Origin of the sequence: Novosphingobium sp. (assembly GCF_965229225.1) — a bacterium.
GTDB lineage: Bacteria > Pseudomonadota > Alphaproteobacteria > Sphingomonadales > Sphingomonadaceae > Novosphingobium.
Genome location: NZ_OZ245867.1, coordinates 264,049 through 288,345 on the forward strand (window position 1 = coordinate 264,049; position 24,297 = coordinate 288,345).

Sequence of the window (24,297 nt, forward strand, 5' to 3'; positions counted from 1 at the left end):
CGCCAGACCGCTTACATACCGGACCAACCCCAAGGAGTTTCCTGATATGGCCACCAAAGCCGTTACCGATGCCAGCTTCGCCGCCGATGTGCTCGGCTCTGACAAGCCCGTTCTCGTCGATTTCTGGGCGGACTGGTGCGGCCCCTGCAAGATGATCGCGCCTGCTCTGGAAGAGATTTCGGAAGAACTGGCCGACAAGGTTTCCATCGTGAAGATGGACATCATGGAAAACACCGGTGTTCCCGGCGAAATCGGCGTGCAGTCGATCCCGCTGATGGTGCTGTTCAAGGATGGCAAGCCGGTTGCCCAGAAGCTCGGTGCTGCGCCGAAAAGCCAGCTCAAGGGCTGGCTGGAAAGCGTTCTTTAAGACACCGGGTTGGCAAGGCGCGAGCGGGGTGCAAGACTGTACGTCTGCACCCCTGCTTCCGGAGCCTCACCTTGATGCCTAACCTTCCTGATCGCCGCTTTGCCGTTTTTCTTGCGGCCGGCCTGCTTGCTTCTGCCGCGCCGCTGATCGCACAGGCTGCGCCTGATGGCGAAAACGCTGCGATTGCCCGCATCATCGATGAGGGCATGAACCGCAGCGAGGCGATGACGACCGCCTCCGCGCTGATGGACCGCATCGGGCCGCGCCTCACCAATTCCGAGAACCATCGCAAGGCGGAGAGCTGGGCGATGGAGCAGATGCGCAAGCAGGGGCTTGCCAATATCCATGTCGAGCCGTTCGATTTCGGACTCGGGTGGAATCTCGACAGCTATTCGGTGGCGATGGTCAGCCCGCGTGTGCTGCCGCTCACCGCGATCCCCGTGGCTTGGTCGCCGGCCACCGCCGGAACCGTGCGCGCGCCGGTCGTGATCGCGCCGATGTTTCGCGAGGAGCACTTTGCCGAGTGGAAGGGCAAGCTGGCCGGCAAGATCGTGCTGGTTTCGCTGCCCGGGCAGACGAGCGAGAGCAAGGGGCCGGTCTTCCAGCGCTATACCGACGCAGAGATTGCCGAGCTCGATACCTATACCAAACCGGCGTTCGATCCTGACGCGACGGCGCTGCAAGTCCGCAATCGCCGCTTTCTGGGCAAGCTGGCCGCATTCCTCAAGGCCGAGGGCGCCGTGGCGCTGGTCAAGATGAGCTACCGCGATGGCAAGCTGATCCACGGCGAGGGCTATGATTTCCAGCCCGGCGACACACTTGCGGTTCCGGCGATCGAACTGGCGCAGGAGGACTATCGCAGGCTGGTGCGCCTTGCCAAGACGGGCGCAGCGCCTGAGATCGCGATTTCCGTGGCAGCCCGCTACGACGACAGCAACTTGCGCGCCGAGAACGTGGTGGCCGAGATCCCCGGCAGCGATCCCAAGGCCGGTTACGTGATGGCCGGTGCGCATTTCGACAGCTGGATCGCAGGTGACGGTGCCAATGACAACGGCGCGGGCAGCGTAACGGTGCTCGAGGCCGCGCGGCTCATTGCCAAGCTCGGCGTTAAGCCGAAGCGCACGATCCGCTTCGTGCTGTGGAGCGGCGAAGAGCAGGGCCTGCTGGGCAGCCGCGCCTATATCGAGCAGCACCTTGCGACCCGCCCGGTCGATCCCGCGCTCAAGGGCATCGATTCCTACGCGGCCTGGCGCAATGCGTTCCCGATCACGCCGAAGCCGGAATACAGCCAGCTCAAGGCCTACTTCAACATGGACAATGGCTCGGGACGGTTCCGGGGCATCTACAGCGAGGGCAATCTCGGCGCGGAAAAGCTGCTCAAGGAATGGCTCAGCCCGTTCGACATGCTGGGTGCGGACAAGCTGGTGGTGAGCAAGACTGGCGGGACCGACCACGTGTTCATGCAGGCGATTGGCCTTCCCGGCTACCAGTTCATCCAGGACCCGCTGGACTATGACAGCCGCGTCCACCACTCCAATCTCGATACCGTAGACCACATGCGCGCCGACGACATGCGGCAGGCGGCAGTGATCATGGCGGGCATGCTGTGGCAGGCCGCCAACAGCGAGAAGGAACTGCCGCGCGCCGTGCTGCCGAGCCAGCCTGCGCCGACTGATCCGTTCAAGGTGCGTGATCCCTCGCAGTAAGCGCCTAGTCGGCGGCGCTGCTGCGCTTCACAAACTCTTCGAACAGCGCGGGTGAAGAGGCTGCAAACAGGCCTTTTTGCCCGTGCTGGTCGGTGCGGTAGGATGAGCCATCCGGCCGCGCGGCCATGCCGCCCGCTTCGTTGACGAAGAGCACGCCGGCAGCGTGGTCCCACGGCAAGGTACGCTCGAACACCGAGATATCGTTCACGCCCAGCACGAGGCGGGGATACTGTTCGGCCGCGCAGCGCGGGATATCGACAAGCGTGTACCATGGCGCGATCCGAGCCTGCACGGCGGCGCGCTGGGCGGGATCGAGGAACACGGTGCTGATGGCGGCGATGGGCGGCGTCTGGCCGGTGGGCCGGGCCGTGATGCGCTCGCCGTTTACGAGGGCACCCGTGCCCAGATGCGCGATGCATAGCCGGTCTTGCAGCGGATCGTAAATCCACCCGCCTTGCGTCACGCCGCCATCGCTGAGCGCAAGAATGATGCCGAAGGGCGGCTTGCCGGCGGCGAAATTGTTGGTGCCGTCAACCGGATCGATAATCCAGCACAGCCCGCTGTCGAGCCGTTCGGAAAGCGCCGGATCGGCATGCACCGCTTCCTCGCCGACAATCGCGGCCTCGGGCAGGATCTGCGCCAGGCCCTCGGCCAGCATGACTTCCGCCTCGGTATCGGCAATCGTCACCATGTCGTTTGCCGCCTTGGCGATGACTTCATGCGCGGCGAGCGTCTGATAGCGCGGCAGGATCGCTTTGGCGGCAACGCGCCGCATCAGCGCGGCAACGGCAGTGTCCAGTGCTGCGCTCATGAGCGGTAATCGGCGTTGATCGCGATGTAGCCGTGGGTGAGGTCACAGGTCCACACGGTGGCGCGGCCTTCGCCGAGGCCGAGATCGACCTCGATGGTAATCTCCTGCCCCTTGAGATGCGCGGCGACTGGGGCTTCATCGTAATCGGGCAGGGGTTGGCCCTCGCGCGCGGCCCAGGTGCCGCCGAAGCCGATCGAGAGGCGGTCGCGGTCCGCCGGTTCGCCCGCCTTGCCGACCGCCATGACGACGCGGCCCCAGTTGGCATCCTCGCCGGCGATCGCGGTCTTGACCAGCGGCGAATTGGCAATGGCGAGGCCAACGCGGCGCGCGCTTTCGTCGCTCACCGCGCCGCTGACGGTGACTGCGATGAACTTCTGCGCCCCTTCGCCATCACGCACCACAAGGTGCGCGAGCTGGCGGCAGACATCGTGGAGCGCGGCGGCAAAGGCATCGGCGCCGGGGCTGTCTGCCGAGGCGAGCGGAGTATTGCCCGCAGCGCCGGTGGCGAAGGCCAGCACGGTGTCGCTGGTCGAGGTGTCGCTGTCGACGGTGATGCAGGAGAAGGTGCGCTGGTTGGCATCAGACAGGCAGGCCTGCAGGAAAGCGGGATCAACCGCCGCATCGGTGAAGACATAGCCCAGCATGGTCGCCATATCCGGAGCGATCATGCCCGAGCCCTTGATGATGGCGCTGAGCGTGACCTTGACGCCGCCGACCATGGCCGTGGCAGTCGCGCCCTTGGCGAACGTATCGGTGGTGCCGATGGTGTTGGCGGCCTCTTCCCACGAGCAGGGCTGAGCGAGCAGCGCAGCCTCGATCCCGGCGCGGGCCTTGTCCTTGGGCAGCGGCACGCCGATCACGCCGGTGGACGAGACGAACACCTCCTCACGCGCGCAGCCCAGGTGGCCTGCGACCTGCTCCATGATCGCCTCGACCGCTTCGCGTCCGCGGTAGCCGGTGAAGGCGTTCGAATTGCCGGCATTGACCACCAGCGCCCGCGCGCGCCCCTGCGCGACGTTCTGGCGGCCAAGTTCGACTTCTGACGAGCAGCAGACATTGCGCGTAAACACACCCGCAACGGCCGTGCCCACGTTCAGTTCCACGAACGTCAGATCGCAGCGTCCCCAGTCCTTGTACCCGGCGCGGGCGATGCGCGGTGTGGCACCGGCGATGGCCGGAAGCGCGGGGAAGGGTTGGGCGAGGGGGGAGCGATCATGGGCCATATGCGAGGCCCTAGCGCGGGCGGCGGCGCGCTTCAATCGCTGTGGCAAGCGGCGCGGCTTGCAATAATTCTTCGCCGTGGAGGTGGACCTTCGCGGCAAATCGCCCTATCTGCGCCGATGATGCGGCTCTTGCTCGTCCTTCTTGCCCTCCTTTCCGGCCTCTCGCTTTCCGAGGTGGGGTTTTCTTCTGCGCGTTCGGAAGTCGTGGGTGCGGCGGCCGGCACGGTGTTCGTGGCCAGTCAGGAGCGCAAGGCCGAAACGGGTCTCAGCAAGGCGCAGCGGCCTGCGTGCGAACAGCGCACCATCCGCACCGTGGTGCTCCCGGTTCTCGCGTTCATCCACGCGATCAGCATCAGCATCTGGGACCGGCCGCGCGAATAGCGGGCCGCGTTCGATACCAATCCCGCTCCGCCAACGCGCGGACGCCTGACCTGCGCGGCCATTTCGCGCACCCCATTTCACAACAGGAATCCAGCCATGCTCGGCAGCATTGCCAAGGCCATTTTCGGGTCGTCCAACGATCGCTACGTCAAGTCGCTCGACAAGATCGTGCGCGCCATCGCCGCTTACGAACCCGAGATGCAGGCGCTCAGCGACGAGGAACTGCAGGGCCAGACGGCCAAGCTGCGCGCGCAGCTCGAAGCCGGCAAGACGCTCGACGACATCCTCCCGGAAGCCTTCGCCACCTGCCGTGAGGCTTCGCGCCGCGTGCTCGGCATGCGCCACTTCGATGTGCAGATGATCGGCGGCATCGTGCTCCACCGCGGCGAGATTGCCGAAATGCGCACGGGTGAGGGCAAGACGCTGGTGGCGACGCTGGCCTCCTATCTCAACGCGATCGAGGGCAAGGGCGTCCACGTCGTCACGGTCAACGATTACCTTGCACGGCGCGACGCGGAATGGATGGGGCAGATCCACAAGTTCCTCGGCCTCACTGTCGGCGTGATTGTCCCCAACATGAACGAGTACGAGCGGCGGCAGGCCTATGAGGCTGATATCACTTACGCCACCAACAACGAGCTCGGCTTCGATTACCTGCGCGACAACATGAAGCACGAGCGCAGCCAGATGGTGCACCGCCCGTTCAACTTCGCGATCGTCGACGAGGTGGACTCGATCCTCATCGACGAGGCGCGCACACCGCTGATCATTTCCGGCCCGACCGACGACAAGAGCGAGCTTTATGTCTCGGTCGATGCGGTGGTGAAGCAGATCGATCCCTCGCTCTACGAGGCGGACGAGAAGACCAAGAACATCTCGCTGACCGAAGACGGGGTGGAATGGGTCGAACGCAAGCTGGAGGACGCCGGGCTGCTGGTCGGCTCGAACCTTTATGATGTCGAGAACACCATGGTGGTCCACCACCTCGATCAGGCGCTCAAGGCCAATGTCATGTTCAAGCGTGACATCGACTACATCGTGAAGGACGACAAGGTCGTCATCATCGACGAGTTCACCGGCCGCATGATGGACGGGCGGCGCTGGTCGAACGGCCTGCACCAGGCGGTTGAAGCCAAGGAAGGCGTGCAGATCGAGCCCGAGAACCAGACGATGGCCTCGATCACCTTCCAGAACTACTTCCGCATGTATCCCAAGCTTTCGGGCATGACTGGCACCGCCGCGACCGAGGCGCCGGAATTCTTCGACATTTACAAGATGAACGTCGTCACCATCCCGACCAACGTGCCCGTGCAGCGCCGCGACGAGGAAGACGAGTTCTACAAGAACACGGCTGACAAGTTCCAGGCGATCGCGAAGCTGATCCGCGAGCGTTACGAGAGCGGGCAGCCGGTGCTCGTCGGCACCGTCTCCATCGAGAAGTCGGAAATGCTGTCCGAGTTCCTGGGCAAGGAAGGCGTGAAGCACAACGTGCTCAATGCGCGTTTCCACGAGATGGAAGCCCATATCGTGGCGCAGGCCGGACGGCTTGGCGCGGTGACGATCGCCACCAACATGGCAGGGCGCGGCACCGACATCCAGCTCGGCGGCAACTCCGAGTTCCGCATCGAGGATGAACTGCGCGATGTGCCCGAGGGGCCGGAGCGTGAGGCGGGGATTGCCCGGATCAAGGCTGAAGTCGCCGAGGAAAAGGCGAAGGTGCTCGCCGCCGGCGGCCTTTGCGTGATCGGCACTGAACGGCACGAAAGCCGCCGCATCGACAACCAGCTGCGCGGCCGTTCGGGTCGTCAGGGCGATCCGGGTCTCTCGAAGTTCTACCTTTGCCTCGAAGACGACCTGCTGCGCATCTTCGGGCCGGATACGCTGTTTTCCCGCATGATGAACTCCAACCTTGCCGACGGTGAGGCGATCGGTTCGCGCTGGCTCTCCAAAGCGATCGAGACCGCGCAGAAGAAGGTCGAAGCGCGCAACTACGACGTGCGCAAGCAGGTTGTCGAATACGACAACGTGATGAACGACCAGCGCAAGGTCATCTACGAGCAGCGCGCCGACATTATGGATGCCGAAGCAGTGGACGATGTCGTGCTCGACATGCGCCAAGACACGATCAACGCCGTCGTTGCCGACGCCTGCCCGCCGGGGTCCTATCCCGAGCAGTGGAATGTTGCCAGCCTCGCAGAGCGCGTCGACCACGTGCTGGGTCTTGAACTGCCGCTCGACGCCTGGCTCGAAGAAGAAGGCCTGGAGCCCGAAACCATCGAGGAGCGTATCACTGCGCTCGCCGAGGCGAAGATGGCGGCCAAGCTGGAAACGGTCGATCCGGCATCGTGGCGCAATCTCGAGAAGTCGGTGCTGCTCGAGCGGCTCGACCACCACTGGAAGGAGCATCTCGCAACGCTCGATGCGCTGCGCCAGGTAGTGTTCCTGCGCGCCTATGCGCAAAAGACGCCGATCAACGAATACAAGCAGGAAGCCTTCGGTCTGTTCGAGAAGATGCTCGAAGTGATCCGCGAGGATGTGACGCGCATTCTCATGACGAGCGAAATCCGCATGGGGCCGCCTGAAGACTTCCAGCTGCCCGAACTGCCCGATTTCCTGACCAGCCACCTCGACCCGCTGACCGGCGACGACGATGCACGCGCGGTGCCGACTGGACAGCTGTTCGGTACCTTTACGCCTCCGATGGCAGGCTCGGGCGCGCCTGCACCCGCAGGGACGGACCCCTATGCCGGGATGGACATCAGCCGCAATGCGCCCTGTCCGTGCGGTTCAGGCCAGAAGTACAAGCACTGCCACGGGACTCTAGCCTGATCGAGCGCACCTCCATCACGCGAGCACCTTCGTGTGATGGGGAAGAAGCCTGATCCAAAGACCTGTTATCGGACGATTTTGCTCCGATGGGGGTAGGGCTTTTTCTGTTTGATGGATGCCCCGGATGCGCCTCTGAAGGCGTGTTCGGGCGATATTGGGCCGTCAGCCGAGTCGATCCGGACATCGTTTCGCTTTGGCGCAAATTGGAAAAAATCTGATTTAAAACAGTATTTTGGTGATGCCCTAAAGCGTTTGACTCGCGGTCTTGCCGCTTGCTACGCGGAACTGAACCAGAACAGTGGGGCCGCGACGACCGCAGCAGGGAAGATTGGTGCCTCGATGACGGACGAGGGTGCGAGGGCCAATAGACGAAGGGCAGGACCACGATGCGGTCTCTGGCTCGTGGTGGCCCTTGCCTCATCGATCGGAAGCGGGCTGATCGTTCTTCCCTCCAGCGCGCTCGCGCAAGTCAGTACGCCATCGATTGCCGGACCTAGCCGCGATGAGCTGGGCGGCATCACGCGTGCCCCGGCGGTCCAGGCTCCGCGTCTCACCGTGTCTGGCGGGATCGAACGATCGGGTTGCCCGCTTGCCGATCCGCAGTTCGCGAAAATCACCACGACGATCAGAGGCGTCACGTTCAACGGGCTCAAGGGTGCGACGGCGACCGAGTTGGAAGCCGCATGGAAGCCACTTGCCGGAACGCCGCAGCCGATTTCGGTGCTGTGCGAGATCCGTGACGCGGCGGCGACGATCCTCAGGGGCAAGGGCTACCTTGCGGCGGTGCAGGTGCCCGTGCAGCGGATCGAGAACGGTGAAGTGCGCCTCGAGGTGCTCTATGCCCGGATCACCGCGATCCGCGCGCGGGGGGAGACACGCGGGGCCGAACGCAAGTTGATGGCCTATCTCGGCAGGCTGACCCGGGACGACATCTTCGATCGCAACAAGGCCGAGCGTTATCTGCTGCTGGCCCGCGATCTGCCAGGGTACAACGTGCAGCTCACGCTCCGCCCGGCAGGAACGGCTCCGGGTGATCTCGTCGGTGAAGTAACCGTTCTTCGCCAGGCATTTGCCGCCGATTTCTCAGTCCAGAACCTCGCTTCTGCGGCGACCGGGCGGTGGGGCGGCCAGTTGCGCGCACAGGCTTTCGGCATCACCGGCGCAGGCGATGCGACAACGCTTTCCTACTACACCACCTCGGATTTCCGCGAGCAGCGCATCCTGCAGGCCAGCCATGAGTTCCGCCCCGGCAGCGAGGGCCTTCTCGTCGGTGCATCGCTGACCTACGCATGGACTAGGCCGGATCTGGGACAGGCAACCGGCGGCGCTCCGCTACAGGCGACGACGCTGCTTGCCAGCCTCTACGCCCGCTATCCGCTCGTCCGTTCGCAGGCCGGCGATGTCTGGCTGGCCGGCGGCTTCGATCTGCTCGACCAGGATACGACCCTCATTCTGCCGCTCAGCCGCGACAGGTTGCGGGTGCTCTGGGCCCGGCTCGACTTTGACCGGATGGACCTGAGCCGGGCTGAACCGGCCTGGCGGATCGATGGCTCGCTGGACGTCCGGCAGGGGCTGGCGGGTCTTGGTGCTTCGCTCTCCTGCCTCGGTGCCGCCTGTGGCAGCCAGGTGCCAACAAGCCGGTTTGATGCGTCGCCAGCGGCCACCGTGGTGCGCGCTGAGGTCGAGTATGAACACGCGCTCGGCCGTTTCGCGCTCGTGGTTCATCCACGCGGACAGTATGCCTTCCAAAAAGTGCTTGGTTTCGAAGCATTTGCGCCGGGAAACTATACCGTTGGGCGAGGTTATGATCCGGGAGCGATCACCGGTGATAGCGGGGTCGGTGTGTCGACCGAACTGCGCGGACCGCACCTTTCGATCGGTCGCGGCAACGGGCCGTTGGTGCAGCCGTTTATCTTCGCCGATGCGGCTTGGGCATGGGATCGCGGCGCCGGCAAGCCTCAGCGCCTGAGTTCGCTTGGCGGCGGGGTGCGGGCTGAACTCGGCAATCGCTTCCGGACCGATGCCAGTCTGGCTGTCCCGCTTGACCGGGCAGGGTTCATCGGCCGCAAGCCGGCGCCAAGGCTGCTGGTCTCGCTCACCACCCGTCTCGTGCCCTGGGGAGGCCGCTGATGCGCCTGAGGTTTGCCAGCGCTCCGTCCCTGCTGGCGATGGCGGCCATGCTGACCGCCGCGCCGATGGCGGCCCGTGCGCAATCGTTCAATGCGACGGGGACGATCGTCGCCGGTCTGGGCGACATTTCCGTGGCTCCGGGCACCACCACGGTTGCGACGGACTCGCCTGGTGTGGTGATCAACTGGTCACCGAGCGACACGGCCAGCGGCGGCGGGCCGATCGATTTCCAGTCAGCAGGCACCAGCGCGCTGTTTTCCAACCGTGACGCGACTTCACTGACGGTGCTCAACCGGATCCTGCCCAAGGATCTGACCCGCCCGATCACGTTCAATGGGACGGTGACATCCCAGTTGATCGATCTCGCCACGGGCGCGGTGAGCCGGGGCGGGACGGTGTTCTTCTATAGCCCGGGCGGCATCCTCGTGTCGGCGACGGGCGTCTTCAACGTCGGCAATCTGGTACTGACCACGTCTGATCTCAACTTCGATGCAGCCACTGGCGTTTTCGGAAATGCAGGCACCTACAAGTTCTTGCCGGCCAATGCTGGCAGCCGGGTTGAAATCGAGAAGGGCGCACGGATCACGGCAGGACCGAACAACGCTTATGTCGCGCTTATTGCGCCGCAGGTGATCAATTCGGGCTTGATCAACGTCGATGGCTCGGCGGTGATCGTGGCGGCGGACGCATCGACGATTACTTTCCGGCCCAATGGCCTGTTCGATATCCAGATCGATCAGGGCACGAGCACGACCGGTGAAGTCGTGACCAACGACGGTGCGATCACCGGGCCGGTGGCGAACGCCAACGCAGTCCACCGCGTCTACATGGTCGCCGTGCCCAAGAACGATGCCATCACCATGGCGATCAAGGGCGGCAGCGCGCTTGGCTTCGATGTGGCGGGGGCCGCAAACGTCGACGGCAATGCCATCGTGCTGTCTGCGGGATACAACATCGCCAACGGTCTCATCGATACTGTGCGCGCCAAGGCGAGTGCGGCTGTTCCGGCCGCGCTCGATATCGGTGCGATCGCCGCAACTTCGCAGGTTTCCGGCAAAGCCACCGGTCAGGCCTCGATTGTGGTCGATAGCGGCAATGCCGCGAGCTTTGCGTCCAATCTCTCGCTGTCAGGGGTGCAGGATCCCGCAGCAGTCTCCAACGACGGCGCCTTCATTTCGGTCGGCGGCATTGGCTCGACCCTCGATGTGACGGACAACCTGGAGCTGACCGCGCTCGACGGGGGGCAGGTTACGGGAAGTTTCTCTACCGACAGTGGCAATGCGGCGATCACCGTCGATCAGGGCAGCCTGACCGTGGGCGAAGCTGCGTCGATCAGCAGTACGCTCGAAGTCGATGCGCTTGCTGGCAGTGCGGTGCTGACCGCCCGAGGCGGCGCAGTGGTCAATATCGGCAGCGATCTCTCGATCATTGCCAACGGGATCGGCAAGAGCACCGACGCCGCCTCGAACCTTGGCCCCAATTCGGCAAAGGGCGGTACGGCGCAGCTTTCGCTTGAAGGCGGATCGAACGTCACCGTTGGCCGCGATCTTGTGCTCGATGCCTCGGGAACGGGTGGCGGCGCTTTCCTCAACGACTTTGCCGGTGCGGATGGCGCCGGTGGACAAGCCATCATCGAAGGCAAGGCGAACGGAGGCGTGCTCGATATCACGGGCGTGACCACACTTGATGCGCGCGGCATCGGCGGCATTGGCCAGCGCTGCATTGCCTGCACGGTCGAGGCGCGGGATATCCACGTGGCGGCAACGCCGTTCTTGGCGCAGCTTGGCGCCGATCCATTCTTCGCCGGGGTCGAACCTGCGCTCGACAGTGTGAGCGCGAGGAGCAGCGGGCCTGTGCTGAGGGCCGGGGCGCTCGATTTCACCGTGGGCCGCAGTTTCTATATCCAACGCACGGGAAGCGGCCTTGATCCGTTGGGCTTTGAGGAACCGCTCGACGGCTTCAAGGTCACGTCTGCAGGTGCAAGCCCGATTGCGGTAATCATCAATGGCACCTTCCGCACCGACACCGGCCTCATCGGCGGGCCGCAGGCGTGGTTGCAGTTCAAGCAGAGCGGCTTCAATTTCTCGGGCTTCACAGCCGATAGCCGCCTCAATGGTTGCCTGCTCACGGCGGCGACTTGCGGTCTCGATAGCCGTGGCCTGCCCGATCCCGGCATTCGTATCGTGATCGAGGGTGTCGGCACGCCCGCAATCGGTGATACCCCGCTCGATCCGGAAGGGCCGTAGTCGAAGATCCGGTCTGCGATCCTTCCGCCGCCCTTGCTGCTCCCCATCCAGCCTGATGCGCTGCCCGGCCAGGTCGATGAAGCGATTGCCGGTAGCGGCAATCCAGCTCTGATTGGCGGCTCCGTTTCGGAAGGAGCCCGGCCGTGAAGCGCGCGGTCGGCTTCCTCGCTGCAGTCGCGAGTCCTTTTGCCCCCGTCAATCTTGCCGCGCGCGAGGTGCCGATCTCGGTCCGCAGCACCTTCCGGCTCGGCTCTGCGGGCGTGATCTGCAGCGCGCAGATTGCTCCACGTGACCCGCGCCTCAGCGGCATGTTCGACCGCGGCTATACGATTTCATGCCGCGATGCCGCCGGACCGGTTGGGACGCTCATTGCCGTGCGGCATGCCTTCCCGATCGACGCCGCGCCCGTGGCCGGCGTTCCTGCCTCGGCGGGGCTCCAGCGCGCGTGCGGTGCGCCGGGGGGCGCGGTGATCGAGGCGCTCGGCAATGCCAAGGCGATGATCTGCCGCGATACGGCCAGCGGGCTTGACTATCGGTGCTATGCCCTGGTGCGCGGGGAAGGATATCTGCGCAACAACGGAAGCAGCTTTGCCGAATCCGCCGCGTTCTTTGAAGTCCTCGCCGAGAAGGCGCGGAGCCGGAAGGGCGAGCAGGCCGAGATGGCCGAGGCGCTCGCCAACGAGGGGCTCCAGCAGTCCAATCTTGGCAATTTCGATACGGCTGCACGCCTTTTCGGCGAAAACGAACGGGCGCAGCTTTCGGGCGATGGCCTTGGTCAACGGCTGCTGCGAAACTATCGCGCGCTCGATCAGCTCAACCAGCGCCGCCCCGATACGGCGGGCATGGCGACCATCGCCGCGAGCAGCGAGGCGGGCGTGACGACTGGTGGCAACTACGCGCTTGATGGACTCGTGCGCGCCTTTACCGGCGCGGGGGCCCGCGCGGTGATTGCCAGCCATTGGCCGGTGCCCGATGATTTCAACGCGACCCGGCGGCTGATCGGCGGTCTCATCGCAGGCAAGGCCGGAGTTTCGGTCGGCGATGCGCTGGCCGGAGCCGAGGCGGCCCTGATGGATGATCCGCAGACTTCGCACCCGTTTTACTGGGCTGCCTTCGTCGTGGTGGGCGACGCTGCCAAGCCTGCTGTGGCCGCGGCAACGCCGCGCTGAGCGATCATCCGGGGGGAACGGCTTTAGGGGCTGGACCAATTCCCTTCGCTGTTGCACAATGAACTTGTGAGATGAGGTCATGCCCGCGAGTCATGGCTTTGTTCATCAGGACCGGTTCGGGCCGCCATGGCCTTCGCAAAGAGGAGATCGCCGCAACCATTGTCTTGATGACCGCATGGGAGAGTCCGGATGGAACCTGTGTTTCGATCCGGCGCCGACGGAGCAACCCCCCAGGAAACTCTCAGGCACCAGGAACCGTGTGGTCTTGACACTCTGGAGAGTGATGGCGCGGCAGGCTCATTGCCTTGGCGCAGTCATCCGCCGACGGAGAAAGCCGTAGTGTAGGGTCATGGGCAGCATGCGCATGATACCGAAACGGTCAAGCTCTCAGGCACAAGCGACAGAGATGGGGAAATGAACGCCGCACTGGTCCTCACGGGCCGGTTGAGACTCATTTCACTCATCATGGAGCATAGCTCATGTCGCATTTTGCGGTTATCGGCGCCGGCATCACCGGCATCACCACGGCTTACGCGCTGCTTGAACGCGGCCATCACGTCACTGTCATCGATCGGCAGCCCCTGCCGGCCATGGAAACCTCGTTCGCCAATGGCGGGCAGCTTTCGGCCAGCAATGCAGAGGTATGGAATTCGGTCGGCACCGTGCTCAAGGGCCTGCGCTGGATGGCGCGGCGCGATGCCCCGCTGCTGTTCAACCCGCGTCCGGGCTGGCACAAGTTCTCGTGGATTGCCGAATTTCTCGGTGCGATCCCCCGGCACGATGTCAACACGATGGAAACGGTGCGGCTCGCAATCGAGGCGCGCAAGTACCTGTTCGATCTTGCCGAACGCGAAGGTATCGATTTCGACTGCGAGAAGCGCGGCATCCTCCATATCTACCGCAACGCCGCCAGCTTTGCCGATGCTGCCCGCACCAACGAGCTTGTCCGTGCCGGCGGGCTGGACCGCTTTCAGGTGACACCTGAGGAAATGCGCCGGATCGATCCCACGGTCACCGGTGACTACTGCGGCGGATACTTCACGCCCTCCGACGCGACCGGCGATATCTGCAAGTTCACCCGCGGCCTTGCCGCCGCGTGCGAGCGCAAGGGCGCGGTGCTCCAGCTTGATCGCGCGGTGCAGGCGATTGCCGTCCATGAGCGCGGTGTCACCATCCGCACTGCCAGCCTGACCGATGCGCGGGTCGAGGATGTCGGCCATTTCGACGGGCTGGTGATCTGCGCCGGGGTAGGCAGCCGCCGCCTTGCCGCGATGATCGGGGACCGGGTCAATGTCTATCCGGTCAAGGGCTATTCCATCACTGTCATGCTGCGCGACGAGGCAAGCCAGGCGGCAGCGCCGTGGGTCAGCCTGCTCGACGAGGACGCCAAGATCGTCACCTCGCGGCTTGGCAAGGACCGCTTCCGCGTTGCCGGCACAGCCGAATTCAATGGCGAGAACCGCGATATCCGCGCCGACCGCATCGCGCCGCTGGTGCAGTGGGTGCGCCAGCTCTTCCCCGGTGTCAGCGTCGGTGAAGTCCTGCCCTGGGCCGGGCTGCGGCCCATGCTGCCCGACATGATGCCGCGCGTAGGCGCCGGACGGCGTTCGCGCGTGTTCTACAACACCGGCCACGGCCATCTGGGCTGGACGCTGAGCGCGGTGACGGCCCAGATGGTGGCCGCCACCATCGATCAGTCGCTCGAGACCGAAGCCGCGCTCCGCGTGGCCTGAGGCGAGCGGGCCTAAGTAATAAACCGCATGTGCGGCCCGGTCATCCTGCTTGCCTAAAAGGCAGGGTTACCGGGCCGTTCTTCCTTGTGAGCTGGGATCATCCGATCCTGAGCAGGGAACACGCGCCATGCTGGTCAAGCACGCTGCTGGAGACAAAGCCAATCCGTGGGGTTCTGCGCCAAACAGGCCGGTGATCATCGCAGCCTATCGCCGCGGCGTATTGCGGGCGAAGGTTGCCTTGAGCGACCTGACCTGCCGCTCGGCGCGCATTGAGTCGATGGACGCCGTAAAGCCCGGCATGCTGGTGTGGATCACGCTGCCGGGCCTTGAAGCCCGCCCTGCCACGGTCGACTGGACGAGCGGCTTCACCGCCGGCCTGCGCTTCGAGGCACCGCTGCACCCGGCCGTGCTCGACGCGATCCTTGATGGCCGGATCGGCTCGGTCCATTGAACTTGCGCGTTGGCCAATCCCGCTCGGCCAATCCTCCATCGGCGCGAAATGCGGGTTCGCTCCTGACCCTAGCTATCCGGGGACAGGGCCAACATTCCCACGCGGGCGAGCTGTTGCAGGCCGAGGTTGACATCGATCTCGGAAGACAAGCCCATGCGGCGGGCGTCGGCCGCGATCTCGGCTGCGGTGCGGGTGCCGTCCATCAGAGCCATCAGGCGGCGCGGTGCGTCGTCAGTCAGATGAACGACGCGGTGGTCCATCGTGACGAGGTTGGGCACCTCATGCGCGATCAGGGCGCGTACCAGCGCGCTGACCACGGGGCGTTCGCCCGGTAGCAATGCGCCGGGAAACGGTAGCGAATGGGGTTCGATGATCCCCTGGTTGATCAATTCGAGAATGGCCGCTGCGTGGTCCTCCGAGGCTGCAAGGTCGGCCAGTGGAAACCGCGCCGGCGCAATGCGCACCAGCTTTTCGAGAAAATCGGCGAGGACTTGATCATCAAGCTGGAAGCTGCCGGCACTTGACGTGAATTCGCTCTCGCTGGTCCGCCGCAGGCTGTCCGGCACACCCGCCAGAAGCGTGCCGAGCCATGCCGGATCAGGAACGCGGGCCGGATGCCGCTTGGGGCGCACGAAGAGCGATTGGTGAAAGAAGCATACCTCGTCGTTGTCGCGGCGCTGCGCACGCCGGACGGTCTCACGATCGTCGACCTGTTCGCCCGGAAAGCCGTGAAACAGCCCGCCGGGCTGCGCTTCCGTAAGGTAGGCCAGATTGTGGGCGGCCGCTTCCTCCGCCACCGTCTGCAGCGCTTTGGGATCGTAGACCGGGCCGAGTTCATCGTGGAACAGGGTATGGCGGTCCTTGCCGACAGTCAGCCGCGCCGCGCGGCGCAAGGCTGCCTGAGAGACCGAATCATCGTCGCGCGGTTGGCCGAACGCGTTGAGCACCTCGATCGCACGGTCGATCCGTGCTTCCGGATCGCTCACGCCCTCGAGCTCGAACAGCAGCATGTCCCGCAGGGCCATGCGCAAGTGCCCGCCGGGCAGCGCGTTGTAGCTGATGAAGACAATGCCCTGCGGCGACAGCACACGGTCGATCAACGCCAGCGTGGCCTGCTGGACATGGGGCGGCACCCACGCATACAGGCCATGCGCAATCACGTAGTCGAATGGCCCCTCCATCGAACCGGCGGCTTCGAGGATATCAGCGGTTTCGATCCGCACATTGGCCAGCCCGGCCGAGGCTATCAGGGCCTGACCGTGCGCAACCGCACTCGCCGCAAGGTCGAACGAAACGAACTGCGCCCCGGGATAGGCGGCAGCCATTGCCAGCACGTTGAGCCCATCGCCGCCGGCAATCTCCAGCACGCGCGCACTGCGCGGATCAGCTGCGTCGAGACCATGCAACCGAGCGATCGCGGCCAGATGTTCAGGCGTGGTGGTGCGGTAAACCGCTGATGGATAATGAACCCTGTCGTAACTCGTCGTGCGGTCATCCAAGGTCTGGTCTCTCGCTATTGCGCAAAGTTTGCGTCCAACTAATAATGCGGCTGCAAACACCGGAGGCAAAATGCCGCTTATTCTCGCCGTGCGCAAGTATCCGGGGACACAACCGCCAGCCCCGCTGCAGCTGGAGTGCGGAGAGGCGAGCGTGGGGCGCGGTGCAGGAGCGGATCTCCTGCTCGAGGATCTCTCGGTCTCGCGCCGACATTGCACCATTGCCGGCGAAGGTCTGGCCTGGCGGATCACCGATACCAGCACGGGTGGGACCCTGATTAACGGGCACCGGCTTGCCGCGCCGCACATGCTGCGCCATGGCGATGTGATCGGTGTGGGCGGCTGCGAGATCGTGGCGATGCTGCAGGATGCCAGCCAGTCGGCCCCCGCTCCTGCCGCGCGAGACAGCTGGGGCCGGGCGGCCGGCGCAGCGCCGGTTTCCGCACCGGCTGGTTCGGCCGCTCCCATTCCCACTGGGTGGAGCGCTGCACCATCGACTGCCCCGGCAGCTTCCGTCCCACCGCAGGGAGGCGATGCTGTCGGTGTGCTGCTTCAGGCAGCCGGGCTTTCGCGCGCGCAAGTCACCGCGCCCGACGCGCAAGTGCTGGCTGCATGTGGCGCGCTGCTGCGTGCCGTGGTGGGAAGTTTTGCGGCGCAGGCGCAGGATCGGGCGAAAGCGCGGACCGATCTGGGCATCGCAGCAGAAACCGATCCGCCACTGCCGCCCGAGGCGATGCTGCAGCGCTTGCTGGCGCTTCCTCCAGCAGAGGCGCAGGCGCGCGTTACGGCTATGGCAGGGGCAATCGACGCGCACCAGCGGGCTCTGCAGGGCGCCTTGCAGGCAAGCCTGCACCATGCGCTCGACCAGTTCGCGCCAGCCTCGATCAAGACGAGCGCGCGAAGCGAGGCCGAGGCGTGGCGTGCCTATGTGCAGGCGTTCGGTGCGAAAGACGGCTTCGTCGAAGTGTTCGCCAAAGCCTTTGCGCAGCATTACGCCGCTGCGGTCAAAGGCTGAGCGACACGTCCGGCGGGGCCTGGTCTACTGGGTTGTGGTCGCCGGAGAACCGCCAGCTGCAGCGTTGGGCTGAGAATCGACGAACTTGTACCAGACGATCTGGACCTTCCAGCCGTTGGCTTTGGCTTTCGCTTCGAACGCGGCCTTGCCGCCCGCGCTGACGAGATCGCTCAGCGCATCTTTGGTGAAGCCGCCTGATCCGGTAATCAACACAACGCCCGCCCAACCGGGCTGCGCGTTGGCATCGGCGCTCATGCGATAGGTATCATCGCCGGGCAAGCGCTGGATGGCTGATCCGACAGCACCCTGGAATTCCGCTCTCGTCAACGTGATCGGCGTGATGACGTTCGATTTTTCGATCGAGTAGAGCGCAAAATCGCCAGAGATGCCTGCCAGCGAGAAATCGGTGATGACCTTCGCGCCGACCTGGCCCGGATAGTAGCTTTCCGGCGGCAGGGTATCGAGTTCGTACTCGGGCTGCTTGCGTGTGATGTGAATGGGCGGGCCGGCGCGGAACTTGTTGAGTTCATCGAGAACCGGGCAGAAACTGTCGTCGATCCGCGCAATCCCGGTGAAATCGCTGCCGGCTTCCACACCCAGGCTCTTTGCGGCCTGGATGATGCCGTTCTCGGCATCGAGCGGCGCGCCGGCGACACCGGACCCGGTGAAGGAAACGCCCGCCCCGTCGCGATTGACGTCAACCGTCATCCACGAGCAGGGGATCGACGGCAGCGCGGTCTGAACCGCTGCGTCGATCTTTTCGATCGGCACATTGGAAGCTGCCAGAGCGCTGCTGGCGGCTTCAGGCGCAGGTGCCTTCGACCCGCCACCCATCGCCATATAGCCGATCCCGCCCAGCAGGGTGATCGCCAGAAGCGCACCGCCGCCGATGAGCACGGGCTTGGGTGGCAGGCTGGGACCGGAACCCGAAGGCTTCGCTGCGCCGGACGTGCCGGTGGTCTTGCCGCCGCCCGGCGCCGCCGAACGCTTTGGCGCCTTGCCGGACATGGCCTGATCCAGCGCCGTGATCACCGCGTCCATCGACCGCAGCCGCTTTTGCGAATCGGCCACCAGCATCTGGTCCACCACCTTGCGGACGCGCGGCGGGATCGAGCTTGTGTCGATACCGTTCCGGCGCTTCATGATGGCTTCGGCAGGCAGGCCGCCAAGATCGGGTTTGCGCCCCTGCGCAAGGGCGAGGATCACCAGCCCGAGCGAGTAGACATCGGACCACGGGCCGATCTGCTTGTCGAAATCGCCCAGTTGCTCCGGGGCGACATAGCTGGGCTTGCCGGCAAAGCCATCGCCGATGATCGTCTTGGAGCCCGGATCGGTTTCCTTGACGATGCCGAAATCGATGATCTTGGGCCGGTCCAGCCGGTCGCTGTCGAGAATCACGTTGTCGGGCGAGATGTCGCGGTGGACGACGCCGAGCTCGTGAGCCTCGCGCAAGCCTTCGGCGAGCCTGCGCAGCAGCTCTGCGAGCTCATCCTCCGTCAGCGTCGATTTGCCGACGATATCGGACAGGTTCTGCCCGCTGATGAAGCCGGTCGCGATGTAGTAGAAGCCCAGCTCCGGCTCCATCGCATAGCCGCGATAGCGCACCACGGCCGGATGCGAGAGCTCTGTCAGTGCCTGCGCTTCCTTGCGGAACATCGCCATCACTTTGGGATCGGCGGACAGCTCCGGCAGGATGGTCTTGATCGCGACGCGCTCGCCGCTCGCGATGTTCACGCCTTCAAACACTTCACCCATGCCGCCGCGGGCCAGAAAGCGTTTGATCTCGAACATGTGGTTGAGCACGGTGCCGATTTCGAGCGAAGCCTGCTTGCCGCTCGCGGGGCGCATGGGGGCAGGGGGCGCTTGTGCCGCCGCTTGGGCCGAAACCGGGATTGGTGCCATCAGCGGGGTGCCGAATACGGGCGCCGCGCCGGAAGGCGGTTCCGAAGCCGCCGCGAAAACCGTTCCTTCTTCCTGTTCGTCTGACGTGCTGGCCGGATCGAGGTTCAAGCCGCCACCCTGCGGTTCGCCCGCTCCGCCCGGTGCCGGGGGAGATGCGGAAGGCTGAAAGACCGTCTCGTCTCTTTCGTCGCTCACGTCAGTTCTCCGCTCCGCCGAACTGGACCAAGGTCACTTCCGCGGTGGCCACGCCCACTACCGTTATGTTGTCGGGCGCGCCAAGTTCATGGCAACGCGCAATCATCTGCCTGGCTGCCTCTTCAAATGGCTGACTGGCAAGTGCGTCCTGCATGGCGGCTTCCCCCATCACGCCATAGAGGCCGTCGCTGCACAGGATCAACAGATCCTCGTCGCACAGCGTTTCGATCATCGTATCGACATTGAGCGGACGGGCCACGCCGACCGCGCGCGTGAGCACGTTGCGCAAAGGGTGGGTGGCGGCGGCGACTTCGTCGATCACGCCGTGGTCGACCAGGTCCTGCACCTGGCTATGATCGCGGGTCAGCCGATAGAGGCGGCGATCGCGTAGCAGATAGGCGCGGCTATCCCCCACCCATGCCACGCCGAAACGCTTGTCGCGCACGGCAAGGGCCACCGCGGTTGAACCCATCTGCTTGCCGACCCGCTCGGATTCGCCGAGGATGCGTTCGTTGGCCTCGGTCAGCGCGCCGCGGATCTCTTCCAGCAGATCCTCCAGGCCTTCGACGGCAGGAACGGCGGCAATCGCCTCCACAACCTGGCTTGAAGCCCAGTCGCCGCGTTCGAGGCCGCCCATTCCATCTGCCACCAGCCAGACGCGCGATCCGTCCGCAACGAGGTAGCTGTCTTCGTTATGCTTCCGAACTGCACCGGTATCGGTCGCCGCCCAAGATTCCGTGCGAAATGGTATCACCGGTTCGCGCTCCCCGACTGTCTCGACAAAGGTCATAGACTGGCGCCTCCATTCTCGGCAACAATAACCGCCTGACGAGGAAGTCGAGATTTATTGTCTCGGATAATGCGCCTTGTCCGATCTCAGCGCGGGATGAAGCTATGCAACAGGCCCAGGTGAATTCCTACGATCCCCGCCAATGGGCTGCTGCATGGTCGCCTGCTGCGGCAGAGGGGCTCAGCGCCGCGCGGCAAGGTCTGGCGCGGCGCCGCGTGCTGGCCTTGGGGCTTGGCACCGGGATCTTTTCGGCCGGCGCGGTTGCAGCATTCCTCGCGCGGCCGCGGCTGGCGGGCCCGGTTCCGGGCGCAGACAGCACCCTGGCGGCCGAGTCGCCCGAGGCGGCAGGCACGCTGCGACGCGCGATGCTGCTTTCCGGATCGGGCGAATTGCAGACGGCGCTCCAGCGCTTTGGCCTGTCCGCCCAGATGGCGGGCGATGTGGCGCGCGAGGCAAGCCCCGCACTTGCCGCGCAGGGCGAGATTCGCGCGATGCTCGAAATGGCCCGCGCCGGTGATGCGCTGACCTTCGTGCGGCTGCAGGCATCCAACCCCGACAGTTCCGGGGCCATTGTCAAACTGGGCGCAGATGGAAAACTGGAAACCACCCGCATTGCGGCGCAGGTCAGTGATCGGATCGTCGTCATGCACGGGATCATGGACGGAGACAGCTTCTACACTTCGGCTGTCGGGATCGGCGTGCCCAATTCGCTGATCTCCCCGTTTGCCAAGGCCCTCGCGTTCGATTTCGACTTTCAGCGCGAAGTGGCGGCGGGCGATGCATTCGAACTGGCCTATTCGCAGCCCACCAATGCCTCGGGCCAGACGATGGGCGCTCCCGAACTGCTCTATGCCTCGCTCACCACGCAAATCCGCTCGGCCGCTGTCTATCGCTTCCAGCCGGACAAGGTTGGCGAAGTGCAGTGGTTCGATGCGAGCGGCAGGACGGTCGCCCGTTCGCTGATGCGCACACCGGTGGACGGGGCGCGCGTCACATCAAAGTTCGGCATGCGCATCCACCCCATCGAGGGGTATCAGAAAATGCATGGCGGCATCGATTTCGCTGCGCCAATCGGCACGCCGATCTACGCTTCGGGTTCCGGCGTTCTGGAATTCTGCGGACCCAAGGGCCCGAATGGCAACTTCATCAAGATCCTGCATGATAACGGCTGGGAGACCCTCTATCTGCACATGAACCGCTTTGCTGCAGGCATGGCACAGGGCGTGCGCGTGGCGCAGGGGCAGCAAATCGGCGAGGTGGGGACGACCGGCCATTCGACTGGCCCGCATCTTCACTACGAAGTGCATATCGCTGGCGAAAAGGTCGATCCGCTCGGCGTGCAGCCGGACAACAGCGCGAGCAAGACACTGACCGGACCGCAGCTTGAAACGTTCGAACAGGTGCGCGACTCAATCGATGTGAGCCGCGCGCAGAGGTCCGTTTGAAGCGAGGCGAGTCAGCCTTTTCGGGCTTTTGCAGGCTCGGCGGTAGGCCAGATGATCGTCACCACCAGTAGCGCAATCAGCACCACCACCGCGGCGATGCTGGCATTGAGCCCCTCCGGGCCGCCGCCCCACAGCTCTGCGCCGCGCAGATCGATATTGATCAGCGTGCCGAACGTGCCGGACCCTGGATTGGGATAGAGGCCGAAGAGCAGTTCTTCCGCCGAATTCCAGCCGAAATGGATCATCCATGCCATCAGGAACGAGCCTGACCGGGCATAGGCAAATCCGAACAGCAAACCGCCGAGCAGCATGGTCACGAAGGACATCGGATCGCTCGCCGCAGCAACGAAATGCAGGGCGGCAAATGTGATGGCCGCCACAATCACTGCAGGCGTGCGCCCCCAGCGGCGGGACAGGTCGGCCTGCAGCCAGCCCCGGAAGGTCAATTCCTCGGCGCCGCTTTGCAGCAGAAGAAGTGCTGCTTCCAGCAGCAGCAGACCAATCCCCTGCGGTGCTGGCGGGCCTTCGCTGGCTGTTCCCGCGATCGCGCAAAGCGCAACCGAGAGAGCAAAGCCGACAACGCCCATGGCCAGTCCGGTGCCGCCCAGCAGAGCAGGGGTGCGGCCCATCGGCAGAGGCAGGCGCCAGAAACGGATCGCCAGCAGCGCAAGCAGGCCCATCGGCGTGAACGTGGCCAGCGTGAAAGCGCCTTCCAGCAGCGCGCCGGGCAGTTCGGATATGGTGGGGTCTGCCAGCAGGATGCCGAAGATCGCAGGAACGCCCAGCAGCAGCGCGAGGGTCAATGCAACCACGGCGGTCAACGAAGCCAGTCCGGCCACAGGATGATTGGCCAGATCCGAACTCTGTTGAAAAGGTTCCGCTTTCGCCATGGCCCTCTCCGTACGCAATGTTGTTCTGAACCGAATGCGTCGCGGTTCCTTGCTGCGGGTGATCGCACAAATCACGCGGCGAACAAGAACAATTCAGTCCGGGCGGGAATGCCCCTCTCAACCTTGGCCCATCATCGGGCGGTTCATGTGCCGATTGGGGATCGCGACAAGGTTGTCTGCGTGCTGGTTAAGGTTTATGAATGTTTAGTTGATTCGAGTTTGGTTCAAAATAGGGGATGACTGCGATGGTCCGCGTTTCCATTGCCACACTCACGGCAGCCTTCGCGCTGACTGGTGTTCAACCTGCGCTGGGACAGAGTGCGCCGGTCAGCCAGTCCGAAATCCATTGCTTTGTCTCCGGATGTGACGAGGCGGCTGAAGCCCCTGCACCTCAGGCCAATGCCAGCGCTGATGCGGCTGGGGGCGATGATCCGTGCATGACGACGGGGGTTTGCCCGGCGGGCGAGACCAAGGGCTTCCATCTCTCCGGTGCCGTACCCGCAAAGTCTGCTGCGACCCGTCCGAATGCCCCGGCTTCGAGCCGGCCGAGCTATGTAAACACGAACTCGACGGCAAGGATGGGCGGGGCTGGCCGTCGCACGACCCAGGCGCTTCCTGCAACGCGCCGCGCGCTCGACATGCGGCTCTCCTTTGAAAAGAGCTCTGCCGAGCTCACACCCGATGCGCGCCAGCAGGCCGACGTCTTCGCGCGTGAACTGATGGGCGCTGCGGGCAGCCGCCAGTTCGTCATCGAAGGGCACACCGACAGCAAGGGCCCTGCCGCTTTCAATCGGTCGCTTTCGCGGGCACGTGCTCAGGCCGTGGTCGAGTATCTGGTGAGCAAGGGCGTGCCGCAGACCAAGCTTCGTGCAGTCGGCTATGGCTCGGACCATCCGCGTGACGGCACGGCCGCTGCCGATCCGAGCAATCGCCGCGTGGAGATCGTGCGGTATTGAAAGCTCACGGGGCTGGTCGTTGCTAGCCTGGGTGTTGGGCGCGCGCTCGTGTTCGATCGGTGGGGTTCAAGTCAACATCAGGGGGTAGTATGCCTGCCATACTGACTGCTGCTGAAAGCTCCCGCATCTCGTGGGTCGGCGAAGCGATCGATGCCGATGGTCAGGAAACGCTATCGACGTTTCAGCAGATCAAGGCCTTTCTGACGGAAAAGCGCTCCCTTGTGAGGGAGTTGTGCGAAAAGGTAGAGGCCGACTTTGGTGCCAAGCCAGCCGGGATCAAGGTCTTGCTGACCATGATCAAGGGGGCTTTGGGCGGCGCGATCGCGGGTTTCGCGTTCAAGGGGCTCGGAACTGCGGTGGCCAGCTTTTTCGGTCTTGCTGCAGGCGCTGAAGTGGTCGCCCTGATCCTCTTCCTTGTGGGATTTTATCTCCTTTTCACGTCAATCTTTGAGTTGCCCAAACTTATCCATGCCTTGCGAGAAGCCGCGTTGGCTGGCGATCTGTCCTAGCTTGTCGCTCACTGCCGAACGGTTTGTCCGGCGGGGATACAATCGCAGCGCGT

Annotated in this window: 19 protein-coding genes and 1 riboswitch; of the genes, 13 read left to right on the forward strand and 6 right to left on the reverse strand. The window is 64.4% G+C overall.

The window, feature by feature from the left end:
* Positions 1 to 46: 46 nt before the first annotated feature.
* Together trxA and ACO06X_RS01005 are read left to right on the forward strand one after the other, a co-directional pair.
* Positions 47 to 367, forward strand: a complete 321-nt coding sequence (gene trxA, locus ACO06X_RS01000; protein WP_298164423.1) for a thioredoxin — start codon at positions 47 to 49, stop codon at positions 365 to 367.
* Positions 368 to 441: 74 nt separating this feature from the next.
* The gene (locus tag ACO06X_RS01005; RefSeq protein WP_421838166.1) at positions 442 to 2,073 is read left to right on the forward strand and encodes a M20/M25/M40 family metallo-hydrolase; all 1,632 of its coding nucleotides are present in this window, start codon (positions 442 to 444) and stop codon (positions 2,071 to 2,073) included.
* Positions 2,074 to 2,077: 4 nt separating this feature from the next.
* Here the strand turns inward: ACO06X_RS01005 and ACO06X_RS01010 are convergent, their stop codons facing one another.
* Both ACO06X_RS01010 and argJ read right to left on the reverse strand, forming a co-directional pair.
* Positions 2,078 to 2,884: an inositol monophosphatase family protein gene (locus tag ACO06X_RS01010; protein ID WP_421838167.1), complete on the reverse strand. Its 807-nt coding sequence runs from the start codon at positions 2,882 to 2,884 to the stop codon at positions 2,078 to 2,080.
* Positions 2,881 to 4,107, reverse strand: a complete 1,227-nt coding sequence (gene argJ, locus ACO06X_RS01015) for a bifunctional glutamate N-acetyltransferase/amino-acid acetyltransferase ArgJ (RefSeq protein WP_421838168.1) — start codon at positions 4,105 to 4,107, stop codon at positions 2,881 to 2,883. Before argJ ends, ACO06X_RS01010 begins: the two co-directional genes overlap by 4 nt.
* A 117-nt stretch (positions 4,108 to 4,224) precedes the next feature.
* On the opposite strand from argJ, the gene ACO06X_RS01020 reads away from it, so the two are divergent.
* The 7 genes from ACO06X_RS01020 to ACO06X_RS01050 all read left to right on the forward strand — a co-directional run bounded on the left by ACO06X_RS01020 (position 4,225) and on the right by ACO06X_RS01050 (position 15,046).
* Positions 4,225 to 4,488, forward strand: a complete 264-nt coding sequence (locus ACO06X_RS01020) for a hypothetical protein (RefSeq protein ID WP_421838169.1) — start codon at positions 4,225 to 4,227, stop codon at positions 4,486 to 4,488.
* A gap of 96 nt (positions 4,489 to 4,584) precedes the next feature.
* Positions 4,585 to 7,317, forward strand: a complete 2,733-nt coding sequence (gene secA, locus ACO06X_RS01025) for a preprotein translocase subunit SecA (RefSeq protein ID WP_421838170.1) — start codon at positions 4,585 to 4,587, stop codon at positions 7,315 to 7,317.
* A 405-nt stretch (positions 7,318 to 7,722) separates the two neighbouring features.
* Complete coding sequence (locus tag ACO06X_RS01030) at positions 7,723 to 9,447, forward strand: ShlB/FhaC/HecB family hemolysin secretion/activation protein (protein ID WP_421838171.1); 1,725 nt, start codon at positions 7,723 to 7,725, stop codon at positions 9,445 to 9,447.
* Positions 9,447 to 11,693 (forward strand): beta strand repeat-containing protein, encoded by a 2,247-nt coding sequence (locus ACO06X_RS01035; protein WP_421838172.1) that lies wholly within the window; start codon positions 9,447 to 9,449, stop codon positions 11,691 to 11,693. Before ACO06X_RS01030 ends, ACO06X_RS01035 begins: the two co-directional genes overlap by 1 nt.
* A gap of 659 nt (positions 11,694 to 12,352) precedes the next feature.
* Entirely contained in the window at positions 12,353 to 12,862 is a 510-nt protein-coding gene (locus ACO06X_RS01040) for a CHAT domain-containing protein (protein WP_421839966.1), read from the forward strand.
* Positions 12,863 to 13,028: 166 nt separating this feature from the next.
* A riboswitch (glycine riboswitch) is annotated at positions 13,029 to 13,130 on the forward strand.
* A 211-nt stretch (positions 13,131 to 13,341) separates the two neighbouring features.
* On the forward strand, positions 13,342 to 14,595 hold the full coding sequence (locus ACO06X_RS01045) for a D-amino acid dehydrogenase (RefSeq protein WP_421838173.1): 1,254 nt from the start codon (positions 13,342 to 13,344) through the stop codon (positions 14,593 to 14,595).
* A gap of 127 nt (positions 14,596 to 14,722) precedes the next feature.
* Complete coding sequence (locus ACO06X_RS01050) at positions 14,723 to 15,046, forward strand: PilZ domain-containing protein (protein ID WP_421838174.1); 324 nt, start codon at positions 14,723 to 14,725, stop codon at positions 15,044 to 15,046.
* A 68-nt stretch (positions 15,047 to 15,114) separates the two neighbouring features.
* Here the strand turns inward: ACO06X_RS01050 and ACO06X_RS01055 are convergent, their stop codons facing one another.
* Entirely contained in the window at positions 15,115 to 16,545 is a 1,431-nt protein-coding gene (locus ACO06X_RS01055) for a methyltransferase domain-containing protein (RefSeq protein ID WP_421838175.1), read from the reverse strand.
* A 70-nt stretch (positions 16,546 to 16,615) separates the two neighbouring features.
* Between ACO06X_RS01055 and ACO06X_RS01060 the strand changes: the two genes are divergently transcribed.
* Positions 16,616 to 17,557: a type VI secretion system-associated FHA domain protein gene (locus tag ACO06X_RS01060; RefSeq protein ID WP_421838176.1), complete on the forward strand. Its 942-nt coding sequence runs from the start codon at positions 16,616 to 16,618 to the stop codon at positions 17,555 to 17,557.
* 24 nt (positions 17,558 to 17,581) lie between these two features.
* On the opposite strand, the gene ACO06X_RS01065 is transcribed toward ACO06X_RS01060, so the two are convergent.
* Both ACO06X_RS01065 and ACO06X_RS01070 read right to left on the reverse strand, forming a co-directional pair.
* Positions 17,582 to 19,654, reverse strand: a complete 2,073-nt coding sequence (locus tag ACO06X_RS01065) for a serine/threonine protein kinase (RefSeq protein ID WP_421838177.1) — start codon at positions 19,652 to 19,654, stop codon at positions 17,582 to 17,584.
* Position 19,655: 1 nt separating this feature from the next.
* Positions 19,656 to 20,444: a PP2C family protein-serine/threonine phosphatase gene (locus ACO06X_RS01070; RefSeq protein WP_421838178.1), complete on the reverse strand. Its 789-nt coding sequence runs from the start codon at positions 20,442 to 20,444 to the stop codon at positions 19,656 to 19,658.
* Between the two features lie 104 nt (positions 20,445 to 20,548).
* Here ACO06X_RS01070 and ACO06X_RS01075 point away from each other — a divergent pair, with 104 nt between their 5' ends.
* Positions 20,549 to 21,889, forward strand: coding sequence for a M23 family metallopeptidase (locus ACO06X_RS01075; RefSeq protein WP_421838179.1), 1,341 nt, complete (start codon positions 20,549 to 20,551; stop codon positions 21,887 to 21,889).
* Between the two features lie 11 nt (positions 21,890 to 21,900).
* On the opposite strand, the gene ACO06X_RS01080 is transcribed toward ACO06X_RS01075, so the two are convergent.
* Entirely contained in the window at positions 21,901 to 22,854 is a 954-nt protein-coding gene (locus ACO06X_RS01080) for a CPBP family intramembrane glutamic endopeptidase (protein ID WP_421838180.1), read from the reverse strand.
* A 170-nt stretch (positions 22,855 to 23,024) separates the two neighbouring features.
* On the opposite strand from ACO06X_RS01080, the gene ACO06X_RS01085 reads away from it, so the two are divergent.
* Positions 23,025 to 23,735 (forward strand): OmpA family protein, encoded by a 711-nt coding sequence (locus ACO06X_RS01085; protein ID WP_421838181.1) that lies wholly within the window; start codon positions 23,025 to 23,027, stop codon positions 23,733 to 23,735.
* Positions 23,736 to 23,824: 89 nt separating this feature from the next.
* Complete coding sequence (locus tag ACO06X_RS01090; RefSeq protein WP_421838182.1) at positions 23,825 to 24,244, forward strand: hypothetical protein; 420 nt, start codon at positions 23,825 to 23,827, stop codon at positions 24,242 to 24,244.
* Positions 24,245 to 24,297: the final 53 nt, after the last annotated feature.